This is a genomic window from Sporofaciens musculi (assembly GCF_009830285.1).
GTDB classification, from domain to species: Bacteria; Bacillota; Clostridia; order Lachnospirales; family Lachnospiraceae; genus Sporofaciens; species Sporofaciens musculi.
This window is the reverse complement of the sequence record NZ_WUQX01000001.1, coordinates 1,112,594-1,127,295: the sequence shown is the minus strand read 5'-3', so window position 1 is coordinate 1,127,295 and position 14,702 is coordinate 1,112,594. Positions and strand designations below refer to the sequence as shown.

Sequence of the window (14,702 nt, the reverse complement as noted above, 5' to 3'; positions counted from 1 at the left end):
TTCCTCCTCTTGTCCTGCGCTTTTTTACATTATAGGCATGGGGAGGCAAAAATGCAACCAAAGCAGACTATTTTCGATTGTCCCCGTCTGCTTTTCTATGTTAAAATGAGGTCAAAGAAACTAATTATGGAGAACCCTCATGTTAGAAACCAAAGTATTATTAATCGAAGACGACCCGACAATCGTTGAGAATCTGTCGGCATTTTTAAAGGATGAAGGCTTTGAAGTCATTTCCTCAGACGGGCAGCGCAAAGCAATGGAACTACTCGAAGCTGACCGCCCCAAGCTTATTCTGCTGGACGTCACACTTGCAGAGGGCAATGGCTACAGCACCTGCACAGCTATCAAAGCAAAATACGATATCCCTGTTATCTTTCTGACTGCCCTTGGCGATGAATTCTCAGTCGTAACGGGGCTTGACATGGGGGCGGACGACTATATCAGCAAGCCTTTCCGCCCCCGTGAGCTGGTCTCCCGTATGCGTTCCGTACTGAGACGCGCTGGAAAATCCGGCGGCGTCGTACACGCAGGGGATTTGAAGGTGGATACCGAGAAGGGCGTGGTATCCCGCCAGGGGGAAGAAATATTCCTCTCGGCACTGGAATACCGCCTGTTCCTTGTATTCTTAAATAACCGCGGCAAGATTCTCTCCCGCGGACAATTACTTGAAGAAATCTGGGATGTGGTGGGCGAGTATGTGAATGATAATACGCTGACCGTCTATATCAAACGTCTCCGCGATAAGATTGAACGAGATCCACAGAATCCGGAAATCATTAAAACAGTACGGGGACTTGGCTATCGAATGGAGGTATCGTAATATGTGGAGATTTCGTAACAGAGATTTTGTCAGACAGACGTGGCTGTCGGCGGCAGGAACTTTTCTTGCCGGTCTGACCGCGTGGTTCATATTAGGTGAGAACGCTGCGATTGCGGCGTTTTTTTGCAGTATCTTCTGGTGTATCCTGCATCTCTATCGGGAAAGCAGACGTTACCAAGGAATACGGCTGCTTGCAAAGCAGATTGATGAAATTCTTCATGGTAATTCCATGCCGGAATTTAAACATTTTCATGAGGGTGATTTGGAAATTTTGCGGGATGAGATTTATAAAATGACCATCCGTTTAAAGGAGCAGGCGGACCTTCTGCAAAAAGAGAAATCCTCTCTTGCAGATGCCCTTGCAGATATCTCCCACCAGATACGGACGCCCCTTACAGCGCTCCATATCCTTCTGGAACGCATGAGAAGTCCAGAGCTTAATTCAGACGCCAGGAGACGCCTCCTTCGGGATGCGCAGAAGCTGCTTTCCAAAATCGAGTGGCTGGTGACTGCCCTCCTTAAGATGTCAAAGCTGGAAGCCGGAAGCATTTCCCTGCAAAAAGAAAGGATTTCTCTTAAAAATTTCCTGGCAGATGCAGTCTCACCCTTTGAACTTGCCATGGATATCCACAGTAAGACCTGTAAGATCAGCGGCGCGGATAACAAATCATTTATAGGAGACTATGCCTGGACATTGGAGGCTGTGCAGAATGTGATTAAAAATGGGTTGGAATATACGCCGGACGGCAAAGCGCTTACCATCTGCTGTGAGGAAAATCCGCTCTATACAGAGCTTCAGATTACTGATTCCGGTCCTGGAATTCCTAAGACAGACCTTCCCCATCTGTTTGAGCGATTTTACCGCGGGGAAAATGCGGGAAAGGACAGCTTCGGCATTGGGCTGGCTCTGGCACAGATGATTCTTTCGCGGGAAAATGCAGTGATTCAAGCCCAGAATGCTAAGGAGGGCGGCGGACAGTTTCGGATACGTTTTTATAAGACAATGGTGTAAGTGACAGATTTGTTATAGAATAGTCACGGTCGAGTAATATGGATAACATATACTTATACTTACATCAGGATAGATTGTCCTGAAAGTTTATTTGAAGAAGGGGAATCGTATGGAAATATTAAGGATTGAGGAGCTTTGTAAGGTTTATGGGGAGGGTGAAAATGCGGTTCATGCATTGGAGAATGTGTCATTTTCTGCGAACCGCGGAGAATTTATCTCTATTGTCGGTTCCTCCGGTTCTGGCAAATCCACGCTTTTGCATCTGATTGGCGGTGTTGACCGTCCTACCTCTGGAAGAGTGACGGTAGGCGGCGTGGATGTCTACGCTCAGGACGAGGAGGAGCTGGCTATCTTCCGCAGGCGTCAGGTCGGGCTGATTTACCAGTTCTATAATCTGATTCCTGTACTGAATGTGCGTGAAAATATGTCCCTTCCTGTACTGATGGACGGTAGGGATATCAATGAGAAACGATTAGAAGAACTTCTTGACCTTTTGAAGCTTAAAAAACGGGAGGGCCACCTTCCAAACCAACTCTCCGGCGGGCAGCAGCAGAGGGTTTCTATCGGAAGGGCGCTGTTAAACGCACCGGCGCTTCTCCTTGCCGACGAGCCTACCGGCAACCTGGACAGTGAGAACAGTCGAGAGATTATGAAGCTTCTTCGCTATTCTAATGAAGTTTACCACCAAACCATCATTGTAATTACCCATGATGAAAATATCGCCCTTCAGGCAGACCGTATTCTTGCCCTGGAGGATGGGCGGATTGTGAAAGACGAGGTGATCCGGCGATGAATATTTTCTCAAAGATTACAGCGAAAACTATGCGGGCGAACCGTGTCCGAACCATTGTGACGATTATCGGCGTCATTTTATCTACTTCTATGATTACCGCGGTTGCGACTTTTGGCACCAGTTTCCAGAAATTTCTGGTGGATTTCAGCATTTCTACAAACGGAAACTGGCATGTGGCCGTCACGGGTACGGATTCAACTCAGGTAAAAGAGCTGACCGAGCATGAAGATGTGGCAAAGGCGGCGACCCTTAAAACTCTTGGATACGCCTGGTTTGAACCGGCAGCGCTAAATTCGCCCTCCGTCCCTTATCTGTATGTAAGGGCGTTGTCCAAAGAAGCCTTAGAAATGCTGCCTGCCGACATGAAGGAGGGGCGGATGCCTGAGACAGCAGATGAGATTGCTGTCCCTGCATTATTGCTGGCAAATGAAGCAGAGGGTAATCAGACGAAGATTGGCGACGTGCTGACATTAGAGCTTGGCGAGCGTTCCTATCAGGGCGTCCGGCTTTCTCAGAACAATGAATACATGGATGACGAGTACGAGGATGACGAGACATTTACCCCCACAAACACACGGACATTTACCGTGGTCGGTATCTACTCCACCTGGCCGGATGTGTCCTTCTGGGCGCCTGGGTATGATGTGCTGGCAGGCCCCACCTCTGATGAAACCACATATCAGGATGTATTTCTGGAATTGAAGCATCCCCGCCAGGTCTATGATTTTGCAGGTAAAAATCTGGAGCAGGAGGGAACAACAGTAATGTACAACAGCTCTCTCCTTCGGTGGCTTGGAATCGTGGATAACTCCAATTTGACCATTGTACTCACAGGACTTTTGGGCATATTGATTGCAGTTATCATGGCTGGCTCGATTACGCTGATTTACAACGCATTTTCTATTTCTCTGCGTGAAAGAACAGTACAGTTTGGACTTCTTTGCTCTATTGGGGCAACGAAAAAACAGCTTCGGCGCTCCATGCGGTATGAAGCATTTTTCGTAAGCGCTGTCGGCATCCCTCTTGGTCTCCTTGCAGGAGTCGGCGGAATCGGCGTGACCCTTCATTATATCGGCAAAGGGCTGACCAACTGGATTCACGGCACAAAACAGGGAATTCCTCTATATGTCCCTGTCTGGGCTTTGGCTTTGGCGGCTGCCATTGCATTTGTGACGATTATGATTTCTGTGTGGATTCCTTCCAGGAGAATTCGCAAGATTACGCCAATGGAGGCAATCCGTTCCAGTACGGATATCCGTATCAGGCCAAATGAGGTTAAGACGAGAAAATGGGTTTCTGCTGTGTTTGGTCTTGAGGGGATGATGGCACAGAAGAATTATAAGCGGGACCGCAGAAAATATCGGGCAACCGTAATCTCTCTGACCATGAGCATCGGGCTGTTTACGGCTGCCGGACTGTTTAATATGTACCTTCTTAAGACCGGAGCGTTCGTACTAAGCCCACCGGAAACAGATTTGAAGTATACGATTTATGCAGATGTAGACGAAAATGAAGCAGATGTGGAGGATGTAATAAATCATACAGAGGGAATCCACACCGTCTCGAAGCATTATGTCAAAACCGTCTATTTTCCTGTTCCTAAGGAATGGGCTCAGACAGGGCTTCTCAGCGTCTATTCGCAGGAGATTTCTCCGGAAAATGATAGGTACTGGATTCACGGGACCATGCTGATTCTTGGGGATGAGGATTTCAGGAAGTTTGCCAGGGAGCAGAAGGTAAATGTATCCTCTTATCAAAACAGCGGGCACATAAAAGTTTTGTATTTAAATACCGCAAAGAATTTTAACCCTGAAACCGACCGGTATGAAAAGCAGACTATTTTCCCCGAAGAACCTGACCAACTGTTTGACGGGGGATATCTGGAATATGACGACGAGGGACTGGCCGCAGTTTTTAATAAGACCATGGAATTCGAGCTTGCCGATGCAATCAATCAGATGCCTGACTCCTTTGAGGACTATTCAGACCGGATTGTCATGATTCTTCCGGAAAGCATGTACCAGAAATTCTATGACAGTTTTCAGACTGAACTCCTGAACGCGGTGTATGCCATCCAATGTGAAAATTCTACCGAAACCTTCCGTGAGCTGGAAGCTAGAATGGAGGAAAAGCAGTTGTCGGACTGTGGATATCTCCAAAATGTACGGGAAGAATATGAGACAGACAGAAATACAATTATAGCCATGAAGGTGCTGACCTATGGATTTGTGATATTGATTTCCCTGATTGCAGTTGCCAATGTATTCCATACCATTTCCACGAACCTGATGCTTCGTCGGAAAGAATTCGCCATGCTGCGCTCAATGGGAATGTCTCCGAAGGGGTTTCAGAAAATGATGAATTATGAATGTCTGATTTATGGAATACGTTCTTTGATTTATGGCTTCTTATTTACCGGACTGATAAGCGCGGCATTGTACCGAACTCTCGGCGCGGGGGCGGATGTGGAGTTTTTGATTCCCTGGGGATATCTGTCTGTGGCTGCCATTGGGGTGTTCCTGGTGGTGTTCCTGACTATGCTGTATACCATGGGAGTGATTCGGAAGAATAATATTGTGGATGAATTAAAGATGAATTAAAAATAGCAGCAGTAAGGCGTATGGAAGCCCCCATACGCCTTCTTTGCCTTAACGGTCAAAAAACGGTGATTTACCTGACACACTCAATGGGATTCCCACCATCTGGCAAACTCTGTCCCCTAACAGCTTCATCTCCATTGCTGCACGTCCGACGGAGAACATGACACGGTTATCCACGCGGGCATCTGTTGCCACGCTGACTGCCGAGCCGATGGCAATGCCCAAATCCATGGCCGTGTAAGCACAATTAGCGCCTGCCTCCAGACATGCCTTACAGTTCTGAAAGCCGCAGAATTGGCATCCTTCATTCAACCCATGTACCGCATTCTCCTGGCCAATCAGGACTACTGCCTGGGCTGTGCGAAGATTGTCTGCATCTCTATGGAAAAACTGATAATGAAATACATCTGCAAGCCTGTCCATCTCGTCTGCAAGCTTATCCTTTTCTTCTCCGGTCAAAATCGCCGTATGTACATAATCCATTCCTTTTGCCTTCGGCGCTGTCCTTGCCGCCTGACACATGGCTTTTGCAGTCTGGATAACTGCATCTTTTTCTGCCTGCTTTTCCTGAATTAACATTATGAGCCTCCTCCTTAAACATATATATTTTTCGTGTATATACACACTATCACATCTTTTTTGGATAATCAACTTGATAACCGACGATTTTTATAAAATTTTTAGAATATATTTAAAAAAGTATTTGCCAAATGAGAAGTTTTGTGATAGAATAATTTTTGTTAGCGGAGATGGCGGAATGGCAGACGCGCTAGATTCAGGTTCTAGTGGGAGCAATCCTGTGAGGGTTCAAGTCCCTTTCTCCGCATCGGAAGGCGCGAAGCTGAACACAGAGTTCATGTTTCGCGCTATTTTTCAAATTTTGTTATGCACGTAAGAATCCTTAATTTTTATGGGTTCTTTTTTTTAATGTCTGTCAATGGCGGTTTCTGATAAAGTTTTCGATCCGTTATATTCTTTTTCATTTATTAGCATATTCAATAAAGGCTTTACACCTTTTACAAAATCCGCTATACTGACTTTAATACTTAACTTTTGTTTTAATATGGTAAAGGCGGTGAAAGGATGGTACAGGATATGACTGATAAAGAACTAATCACAACAATGATTGACAAATATACTGATTTGCAACGCATTAAAAAAGCAAATGGTGATCATGAAAATTCTGAGCTTGACTATCAACTAAAGGTGATCAAAAATAAGTTATCTGCTTTAGGTATTCCGACTGAAGAATATGAAATGTAACAACTAAGGATGATAATCCCAGAAGCCTTAGAATAAAAGGTTCTGGGATTTATTTCTATTTTACTGTCACTTTTCCCTAAACATTCGTCTAATCGTTATCACAGCCACAGCCGCCAAGATTACTTCTGTCACAAACTGCGCATAAGCCATTCCATACAAAGGAAGCAGCCTGTTCAAAAGATAAATCGCCGGAATCTCCATAATGATTTTCCTGAGAATTGCAAAAGCAAACGCTTTTTTGCCCATTCCCACGGCCTGAAATACGCCGACTGCCAGAAAATTCATATTCAGGAATGGTAATGCCAGGCATAATCCCCTTAGAAATCTTGTCCCATACCCGATTATTTCCCCATTCTGGATAAACATCCCCACGAAGAACTCTGCACCAGCATAAAAGCAAAGCGCAATCAATCCTAGCGCGCCTACAGTAATCTTTGCCGAGCCATAGACGCCACCGCTTTCGGCACCGCTGCTTTTTCAAACAGATATAGTTTTTTATCTTCTAACATATCTTTTCTAATTCAAAAAATTATTTATAATCACATCTTCTGCATCTTCTTCCGTCATCCCCAGAGTACGCAGCTTCACCAACTGCTCGTCGTTAATCCTCCCAATCGCCGCCTCATGGATAATCGCCGCGTCCAGATGCCTTGCATTAATCTCTGGAATAGAACTGACCTCAGCATGGTCCATAATAATGGAATCACACTGTACATGGGCGTGACATCCTGCATTTCCCACAGCCTTGGGGTGAAACACCTGTCGTGAATGCCCCTTGGCAACCGACCTGGATATAATCTGCGCAGAGCTTCCCTCCCCATTCATCTGGACTTCCATATTAGACTCTGCCGTCTGATTATCATGAGTCATTAATTTCTCCACCACATACAGCTTAGAATTGGGCCCCATCTCTACATCCGTCTCGCGAAGAGTCGAATCTACTCCCTTTATCTGAGCCGTATCCAGAGTAAATACCGCATCCTCCTTAAGATAAATCTTCGTGACCGGATTCAGAACCTTCCCGCCGGTCCCTTCGCCCTCTCCGTAATGCTTTTCTTCATAGCGCACATTTGCTCCCTTCCCTACATGAAAGGAATGGATACCGTCATGGCGGCTTTCATTGCATCCGCTGTTATGGATTCCGCATCCGGCAACAATGGTCACATCCGCCCCCTCAGCGATATAAAAGTCATTATAAACCACGTCCCTCATTCCGGAAGCATCCACCACCACTGGAATGTGCACCTGTTCCCCCTTCGTCTCACCGTCTATGAAAATGTCAATGCCCTGTTTACCTTCCTTCTTCTTAATCTTAATATGCTCACTGTCACCATGACAGAGCGCAATACCGTTATGCCGCAGGTTAAACGCGCCCTTCTGTTCAAATCCTGCGCCGTCAATCTGCCGCAGAATCTTTTCTGTAATCTTATCCAATAATTCTCCCATTCTATCCCACTCCTTCCTATTCCCGATTCATGCAGGTACAACTGCCTCCCTTATCCAACAATCTGGGAAGAATCTCATCTCTTGGACCCACTGCTCCGATGGTCCCATTTTCAATCACCATGATTCTGTCAGCCATCTTTATAATACGTTCTTGATGGGAAATCAAAATCAGGCTCTCCGCCTTCTTTCTATGAATCTTTTCAAACTCCTGAATCAACATGGAAAAACTCCACAGATCAATCCCTGCCTCCGGCTCGTCAAAGATACAAAGCTTGTGAGGCTTTGCCAATACCGTCGCAATCTCAAGCCGCTTCATCTCCCCTCCAGAAAGCGTTGCATCCACTTCACGTCTCACATATTCCTGGGCGCACAGTCCCACACGGCTTAAAAGCCCGCAGCACTCCGATTCCTTCAGTTCACGCCCTGCTGCCAGGGATAACAGCCTGATTACCGTCATTCCCTTGAATCTGGGCGGCTGCTGAAATGCATAACCAATTCCCGCATTTGCCCTGTGGTTGATATCATACGCCGTAATATCTTCTCCGTCTAATATAATCTGTCCTTCGTCTGCTTTCTCGATTCCCATCAGCACCTTGGCAAGCGTAGACTTCCCGCCGCCGTTGGGTCCTGTGATTACGAGCATCTCTCCGTCGTCCACACGGAAGCTGATATTCTTAACAATGCTTCTCTCTATTCCATTTTCATTCACCTTGAATGTCAGATTTTTCACTTCAAGCATATCTTCACTCTCCTTTTCTTCCATCACTAAAAAATCTACGCAATTTTTTACTCTCAATGTCACAAGAATCTCGCCTGGAATATTATACTACACGGACAGGAATCTTAAAAGTTATTTTATAGTTCTTTTATAATCTAAAGAAAACCTTATATCTTCGTGAACTTTCTGTGATATGTATTGAGTATTTGAATAAATCATACTACAATAAAAAAACGTTTTATAAGGAGGGATTTTATATGAGTATAAATAAAACCAAAGACATCTTTGACGACGATTTTGAAGTCATTTACCAAGAAGATTATTCCGACCTTCTGCGAGATGCGGCGGATGATGATGACGACGATTACGAGGATGTTCTGTCCACGCTGTCAGAATTAGATGAAAATAGAAATAATAAAGGAAAAAACAGGAAAAAGAAACGGCGTAAAGCGCCGAATCTGGTTTCCCCTGCCGCCAAAACCGTAAAAACAGGTGGCAAGCTCGTTTATAAGCTTGTGAACCTATTGCTTCGCACAGCTACGCTTATCCTGACTGCTGTAATCTTTTATGTGTTGGCAGAGAATTTCTGGAAGCATCACGCCGCTTACGGCGACGTATTCCGCGCCTTTATTGAAAAGAATTATGTGCTTGCCGCATACACCGGAATCGCCCTGTTCCTGCTGTTGTTTGAATTCTTTTCCTTCCTGGTAATACTGACAGGAAGCAAAAAAAGCGACCACAAGGACCGCCGGCTGGACACAGGGAAAGGACTGTTTTCATTCATCTTTATCTATGCCGGCGCCTTCCTGTCCTATCTGCTTTGCGGGCTGATACCGTCTTCTCCGGCTTTTCTTCAGGGGGTACAGGGGGCGCTTAATGTCTATGGCTCGATACATACCACTTTGCTGCCCTTATGTATCGCTGGTATCATAAGCTGCCTAATCCGAAAGTTTCTGGTACGGTAAGCCTGTGCCAATACCCGTAGTAAAGAAAAACCAAAAACCGAGAATCTCTCACCATAAAGTAAGGGCTGCCCCTAAGATACTACTTAAAAGGACAGCCCCTACTTCACTGCTTCATAATCTGCTAACTTAAAAACTCTCTCTGCCTTAAATGATTCGCAAAATATCCGAACGCCAATGTCATAAAGAAAAATTTTATGCCGTTATTCACATACAATAAAGGTCTGTATAATACAAGGTCGGCAATACCGCTGTCACTTAAGAAATCAGGCATAATTCCGAACTGTATTGCCGTCCAAAAATCTATTCTGCCCAAATTCCAAATATAAAATATAGCCCCTATATCGAAAGACACTTCCAGATAATTTATCAAAAGGAAAATCATGGAACGGATTACATTTGCCGAGGGTCTCTGTATATCCGAAAGTACAATCAACAGCACTAAATAAGTAATCGTATCAAGCATAAGATATATGACACCTGCTGTAATGATTGTAATGATCCTTTCACACTCCACACTCAACCCATTCTGCCGAATCCCGAAATAGATTATAACCGGAAATCCTAATTTCAGCAGAGCTGTTATCTCCACAACCACACGTCTTTTGTGCCAATTATAACCGCCCAGTATATCTTTGAATAACAACACAGGTATAAATAATATCCGAATAACAAGAAGCACCAACCGTATACTCCTTGCAACTGCAAAATATCCTCTCTCCCCATCATGTTCTTTTATCTCTAGCAAATAGCTGAAATGTGCCTGCGTGGTAGTCTGATAGACAACCTTATTATTACATTTGATAATCTTACGATATTCGTTCCAAATCTCTGTTGCCTTGTCATAATAAACCTGTCTCGTATCCCGCCCCCTATGATAGATACAAAAATATATCTTTTTCAACGCAGAAAAATCAAAAAATTCCCTATCTCTGTTCTTCCAATCCACCAGCTCATTCGCTACCGTAGCTAACGCTACCCTTACCGCCACCTCATAGGGTATCTCATAATTGCCTGCACCAATAATAGGAATTGCAACTTTCTCAATCCCCTGCCGGCTCTTTATCTCTTTTATGATTTCACGGTAACAGGCTTCCAGCTTCTGTACACATGAGCTTGTACAGAAAATTTTATTATTTTTTCTGTCACCGTCAAATTTAGGACCGACCACATGAAATACTGTTTTACATAGGGAATATCCTTTTGTAACAACTACTTTTCCCCGTTCGCATCGGATTACATCTTCGCCCCATTTATTTTTTCCATCAACTTCTTGTCTAATCTTATCTTTGAATTTCTTCTTTTTCAAATTTTGATTAATTGCTTTATGTATCTCATAATCAACACTGGGTTCGTCCCCGCCCATGAGCGTCGGCTTTGCAGGATTGACAATCGTATCAATATTCTCTCTTTTAACAAACTTTGTGATATCCTCACAGACAATATTTATCATTGCTAAAATATCTTTATCTTTTGTATGCATATCATATTTACTTCAACTTCATAAGCTCCTGTTCAAATTCTTGTTCTGAATCTACAAAACGATACGGCTCATATTCTCCATACGCTGACGGACGGCTTATGGTAACCAACTGTATCTTATCGACGCCTATTCCAGCCAACAATTTTTTTCAACTCTACCAATTCGTGACCATGAGAAGTTTGCAACGCAAGGCATCCTATATCATCAAATCTCTTGGCAATCAGATAACACATTGTTCAAAACCTCCTTAAACTCTTTCTCCGTTCGGACTCTGCCATTTTCATACTCCTTACGCAATGTCCAGCCAACGTTATTATTGTATACCCGTTTATATACATATTTATGCAGCCAGCTATTTAATTGTCTGGCAAAATACTTTCACCTTAATATTTTCACCTTTCACAAATATTCCATCCCGTATATTTTATCACTTTAACTTCCCATATATACAGAGGTCATACACCTTCTCACCCTTTACAACCGCCCGCTTCATAACCCCTTCCAGCTCAAATCCATTCTTCTCCAAAACTCTGCGTGAGGCCACATTCGGCTCATAGATAAGACCGGTGATCCGGATAATGTCAAGCTTCTCAAACGCAATCTCACAAATCTGCCTCACCGCCTCCGTCATAATGCCTTTCGACCAGCTCTCAGTCGCGAGAAAATATCCAATCTCTCCATCTTTTTCATAGACATCCGATTTCTTCTCCACAGAAATATTACCCACAATCTCTCCATCCGCCATAATCGAGCGAAAAACTCCCTCTTTTCCCTCCTGCTTAGACGCCATATTCAGCCACCACTTAGCATCTTCTATTGTGTAGGGACAGGGAAGCCTGTTAGAGAGATAATCCCTCTCCACACTATTGCATATATTTGCCATACTTTCCTTGTCATCCATTGACCATTCTCTTAATTCAATCTTCATAGTAATACCTCCGCAATCTCCAAATCCTCCGGCGTCGTAATCTTTACATTCTGATAGGAGCCTTCAAACATCTTCACCGGAACCTTCATCATCCGTTCTACCGCCATAGCGTCATCCGTCACATCCCGATGCTCACCCTCCATCAGCCGAGAATATGCCTCCACAATCAAAGTCTTCTCGAAAACCTGGGGCGTCTGAATCACCCACACATATTTGCGGTCTGGCGTATTAACCGCAAAGCCTTCATCATCCACCACCTTGATTGTATCCTTACTGGGCATCCCCGCAACACATGCCCGAAACCGTTTCACCGTCTCATATCCCCGCTTAAGGATTCCATTGTCCACAAAGGGACGGGCCCCGTCATGGATAAATATGTAGTAAGCCTCCTCGTCCGAAGCCACAGCCTTCAAGCCCTGCCACACAGAATCATAGCGTTCCTTACCGCCCTCAACAATCGCTCTAACTTTTGAAAAACCATACTTCTCTACAATCTCATGTTCAGCATAAGATATCTGCCCCTTTCCCACCACAAGCACCATCTCGTCGATGATATCCGATTCCTGAAACGTCCTTAACGCATAATAAATCAATGGTTTCCCGTTAAGCTCAATGTACTGCTTCTGGACAGTGGTTCCCATCCGTTTTCCCTGCCCCGCCGCAAGCACCACCGCAACGCATCGCTTTTTATCTTTCGTTGTCACCATCTATCTCTCCCCCAGCTTCAGATTCGGAACAGCGTTCAAATCCCAACCGTGCCTCGTGCCATTGATATATTCATAATAAGCGGCAGCGCCGATCATGGCCGCATTATCTGTACAATAAACCGGCGACGGATAATAGAACTCTACCCCTTTCTTATCACACGCCTCTTTCATTGCCAATCGAAGGGCGCTGTTGGACGCAACTCCCCCTGCGATTGCAAACTGCTTCACATGGTACTCCTCCACGGCATGCATTGCACGTTCCACCAAAGCGTCTGTAACTGCCTTCTGAAATGACGCCGCCACGTCAGCCTGGCTGTATTCTTCTTCCTTCATTTGGCATCCGTTGATATAGTTTAATACTGCTGACTTCACCCCGCTGAAGCTGAAATCATAAGGCGCGTCCGCCACATGGGCGTTTGGAAATGTAATCGCCTTAGGATTCCCTTCCTTTGCCACTTTGTCAATCTTCGGTCCGCCGGGATATCCAAGCCCAATAGCCCGCGCCACCTTGTCAAATGCTTCTCCGGCAGCATCGTCTCTTGTTCGCCCGATAATATCAAATTGCCCATAATCCTTCACCCGCACAAGATGGGTATGGCCTCCGGACACCACCAGACAAAAGAAGGGCGGCTCTAACTTGGGATGCTCGATAAAATTTGCCGCAATATGCCCCTCAATATGGTGGACTCCGATTAAAGGTTTTTTTGCCCCATAAGCAATGGCCTTCGCCTCCGCAACCCCCACCAAAAGGGCTCCCACAAGCCCTGGCCCGTAGGTGACTCCAACCGCGTCTATGTCCTCAAGCGTAACCTCTGCCTCCAAAAGAGCAGATTCAATCACCTGGTTAATCTTCTCGATGTGTTTCCTGGATGCAATCTCCGGAACAACACCCCCATAAAGAGTGTGAAGGGCAATCTGGGAAGATATGATATTCGATTTCACTTCACGTCCGTTCCTGACGACTGCCGCCGCCGTCTCGTCACAGGAGCTTTCAATGGCCAGAATTAATACATCTTCTTTTTCGCACATATCTATGTCCTCTTTCTATTAATCTGAGAAAACCAATTCTATTGACCTTTTATCCTTCGCCGCAACCGAGTGCGGGAAGATTGCCCTCACCTCGTCCATGTACTCCTCCGGCTTTGTCAGCGACGGACTGTAATGAGTCAGCCACATTTCGTCTACATCCGCTTCCTTCGCAAGCTGCGCCGCCTCATAGAAGGTCATATGCTTGTATTCCTTTGCCTTCTTTAGCTTATCCTTCTCTCCATACATTCCCTCACAGACGAAAAGATTCGAGCCTGCCGCATTTTTCCTGATGGAATCCGTGGGTCTTGTATCCGTACAGTATGCAATCTTAAGCCCTTTTCTCGGCGGGCCAAGCACCATGTCCGGCGTATAGCAGTTTCCCTCAACCTCCACAGTCTCGCCTTTTTGTAAGATTCCCCAATACCTCTGAGGAATTCCTGCCCCATTGGCGCGTTCTACGTCGAATTTCCCTGCCCTGTCAATCTCCAGGGTATAGCCATAGCATAGAACATTATGGTTGACCCGAAATGCTTTAAGCCGGTAGCCATTCATCTCGAATGTCTGCTCCGGCTCTGTAATCTCCATATATTTGATAGGGAAGGGAAGCTCTGGGGCAATCACCCTGAGCGCCTTCACCACTCGCTCTAAGCCCTTAGGCCCCACAAGGGTCAGAGGGGCTGTACGTTCTGCATTTCCCATTGTAAGCAGAAGCCCCGGAAGACCGCTGATATGGTCCCCGTGGTAATGGGTGAAGCAGATTACGTCAATCGGCTTGAAACTCCATCCCTTTTCCTTGATTGCAATCTGCGTTCCCTCCCCACAGTCAATCAGCACGCTGCTACCATTATATCGTATCATAAGAGCAGTCAGCCACCGATAGGGCAGCGGCATCATTCCCCCTGTCCCTAACAAACATACATCTAACATATCCTACCTCATAT

The 14,702-nt window shown here is 45.3% G+C and carries 15 protein-coding genes, 1 tRNA gene and 1 pseudogene; 7 read left to right on the top strand and 10 right to left on the bottom strand.

All coding sequences use genetic code 11. The features are described 5' to 3' along the window. Positions 1 to 139: 139 nt before the first annotated feature. From GN277_RS05570 to GN277_RS05555, 4 genes are all read left to right on the top strand, one after another. Entirely contained in the window at positions 140 to 820 is a 681-nt protein-coding gene (locus tag GN277_RS05570; RefSeq protein ID WP_159750199.1) for a response regulator transcription factor, read from the top strand. Between the two features lies 1 nt (position 821). Then, entirely contained in the window at positions 822 to 1,832 is a 1,011-nt protein-coding gene (locus GN277_RS05565; protein ID WP_159750198.1) for a sensor histidine kinase, read from the top strand. A 109-nt stretch (positions 1,833 to 1,941) separates the two neighbouring features. Beyond that, positions 1,942 to 2,625 (top strand): ABC transporter ATP-binding protein, encoded by a 684-nt coding sequence (locus tag GN277_RS05560; RefSeq protein WP_159750197.1) that lies wholly within the window; start codon positions 1,942 to 1,944, stop codon positions 2,623 to 2,625. Further along, positions 2,622 to 5,225: an ABC transporter permease gene (locus GN277_RS05555; protein WP_159750196.1), complete on the top strand. Its 2,604-nt coding sequence runs from the start codon at positions 2,622 to 2,624 to the stop codon at positions 5,223 to 5,225. The genes GN277_RS05560 and GN277_RS05555 overlap by 4 nt, the downstream gene beginning before the upstream one ends. A gap of 48 nt (positions 5,226 to 5,273) precedes the next feature. Here GN277_RS05555 and GN277_RS05550 read toward each other — a convergent pair whose 3' ends face one another. Continuing rightward, positions 5,274 to 5,804: a ferredoxin domain-containing protein gene (locus tag GN277_RS05550; RefSeq protein ID WP_159750195.1), complete on the bottom strand. Its 531-nt coding sequence runs from the start codon at positions 5,802 to 5,804 to the stop codon at positions 5,274 to 5,276. Between the two features lie 164 nt (positions 5,805 to 5,968). On the opposite strand from GN277_RS05550, the gene GN277_RS05545 reads away from it, so the two are divergent. Together GN277_RS05545 and GN277_RS29345 are read left to right on the top strand one after the other, a co-directional pair. After that, a tRNA-Leu gene (locus GN277_RS05545) sits at positions 5,969 to 6,051 on the top strand. Positions 6,052 to 6,320: 269 nt separating this feature from the next. After that, positions 6,321 to 6,488: a hypothetical protein gene (locus GN277_RS29345; RefSeq protein ID WP_204162707.1), complete on the top strand. Its 168-nt coding sequence runs from the start codon at positions 6,321 to 6,323 to the stop codon at positions 6,486 to 6,488. A gap of 66 nt (positions 6,489 to 6,554) precedes the next feature. On the opposite strand, the gene GN277_RS05540 is transcribed toward GN277_RS29345, so the two are convergent. From GN277_RS05540 to GN277_RS05530, 3 genes are all read right to left on the bottom strand, one after another. After that, positions 6,555 to 6,920 (bottom strand): MATE family efflux transporter, encoded by a 366-nt coding sequence (locus tag GN277_RS05540; protein WP_159756420.1) that lies wholly within the window; start codon positions 6,918 to 6,920, stop codon positions 6,555 to 6,557. An 84-nt stretch (positions 6,921 to 7,004) separates the two neighbouring features. Beyond that, on the bottom strand, positions 7,005 to 7,934 hold the full coding sequence (locus GN277_RS05535; RefSeq protein WP_159750194.1) for a SufB/SufD family protein: 930 nt from the start codon (positions 7,932 to 7,934) through the stop codon (positions 7,005 to 7,007). A gap of 16 nt (positions 7,935 to 7,950) precedes the next feature. After that, on the bottom strand, positions 7,951 to 8,673 hold the full coding sequence (locus tag GN277_RS05530; protein ID WP_159750193.1) for an ABC transporter ATP-binding protein: 723 nt from the start codon (positions 8,671 to 8,673) through the stop codon (positions 7,951 to 7,953). A gap of 236 nt (positions 8,674 to 8,909) precedes the next feature. On the opposite strand from GN277_RS05530, the gene GN277_RS05525 reads away from it, so the two are divergent. Continuing rightward, the gene (locus tag GN277_RS05525) at positions 8,910 to 9,617 is read left to right on the top strand and encodes a hypothetical protein (protein WP_159750192.1); all 708 of its coding nucleotides are present in this window, start codon (positions 8,910 to 8,912) and stop codon (positions 9,615 to 9,617) included. 121 nt (positions 9,618 to 9,738) lie between these two features. Here the strand turns inward: GN277_RS05525 and GN277_RS05520 are convergent, their stop codons facing one another. The 6 genes and pseudogenes from GN277_RS05520 to GN277_RS05495 all read right to left on the bottom strand — a co-directional run bounded on the left by GN277_RS05520 (position 9,739) and on the right by GN277_RS05495 (position 14,688). Then, positions 9,739 to 11,097: a macro domain-containing protein gene (locus tag GN277_RS05520; RefSeq protein ID WP_159750191.1), complete on the bottom strand. Its 1,359-nt coding sequence runs from the start codon at positions 11,095 to 11,097 to the stop codon at positions 9,739 to 9,741. A gap of 7 nt (positions 11,098 to 11,104) precedes the next feature. Beyond that, positions 11,105 to 11,330, bottom strand: a pseudogene (locus GN277_RS05515) (DUF6718 family protein). Between the two features lie 194 nt (positions 11,331 to 11,524). Further along, the gene (locus GN277_RS05510) at positions 11,525 to 12,025 is read right to left on the bottom strand and encodes a GNAT family N-acetyltransferase (protein ID WP_159750190.1); all 501 of its coding nucleotides are present in this window, start codon (positions 12,023 to 12,025) and stop codon (positions 11,525 to 11,527) included. Next, the gene (gene ispD / locus GN277_RS05505) at positions 12,022 to 12,732 is read right to left on the bottom strand and encodes a 2-C-methyl-D-erythritol 4-phosphate cytidylyltransferase (RefSeq protein ID WP_159750189.1); all 711 of its coding nucleotides are present in this window, start codon (positions 12,730 to 12,732) and stop codon (positions 12,022 to 12,024) included. The genes GN277_RS05510 and ispD overlap by 4 nt, the downstream gene beginning before the upstream one ends. Beyond that, complete coding sequence (gene tsaD / locus GN277_RS05500; RefSeq protein WP_159750188.1) at positions 12,733 to 13,761, bottom strand: tRNA (adenosine(37)-N6)-threonylcarbamoyltransferase complex transferase subunit TsaD; 1,029 nt, start codon at positions 13,759 to 13,761, stop codon at positions 12,733 to 12,735. It lies immediately after the preceding gene. A gap of 18 nt (positions 13,762 to 13,779) precedes the next feature. Beyond that, positions 13,780 to 14,688 (bottom strand): ribonuclease Z, encoded by a 909-nt coding sequence (locus GN277_RS05495; protein ID WP_159750187.1) that lies wholly within the window; start codon positions 14,686 to 14,688, stop codon positions 13,780 to 13,782. Positions 14,689 to 14,702: the final 14 nt, after the last annotated feature.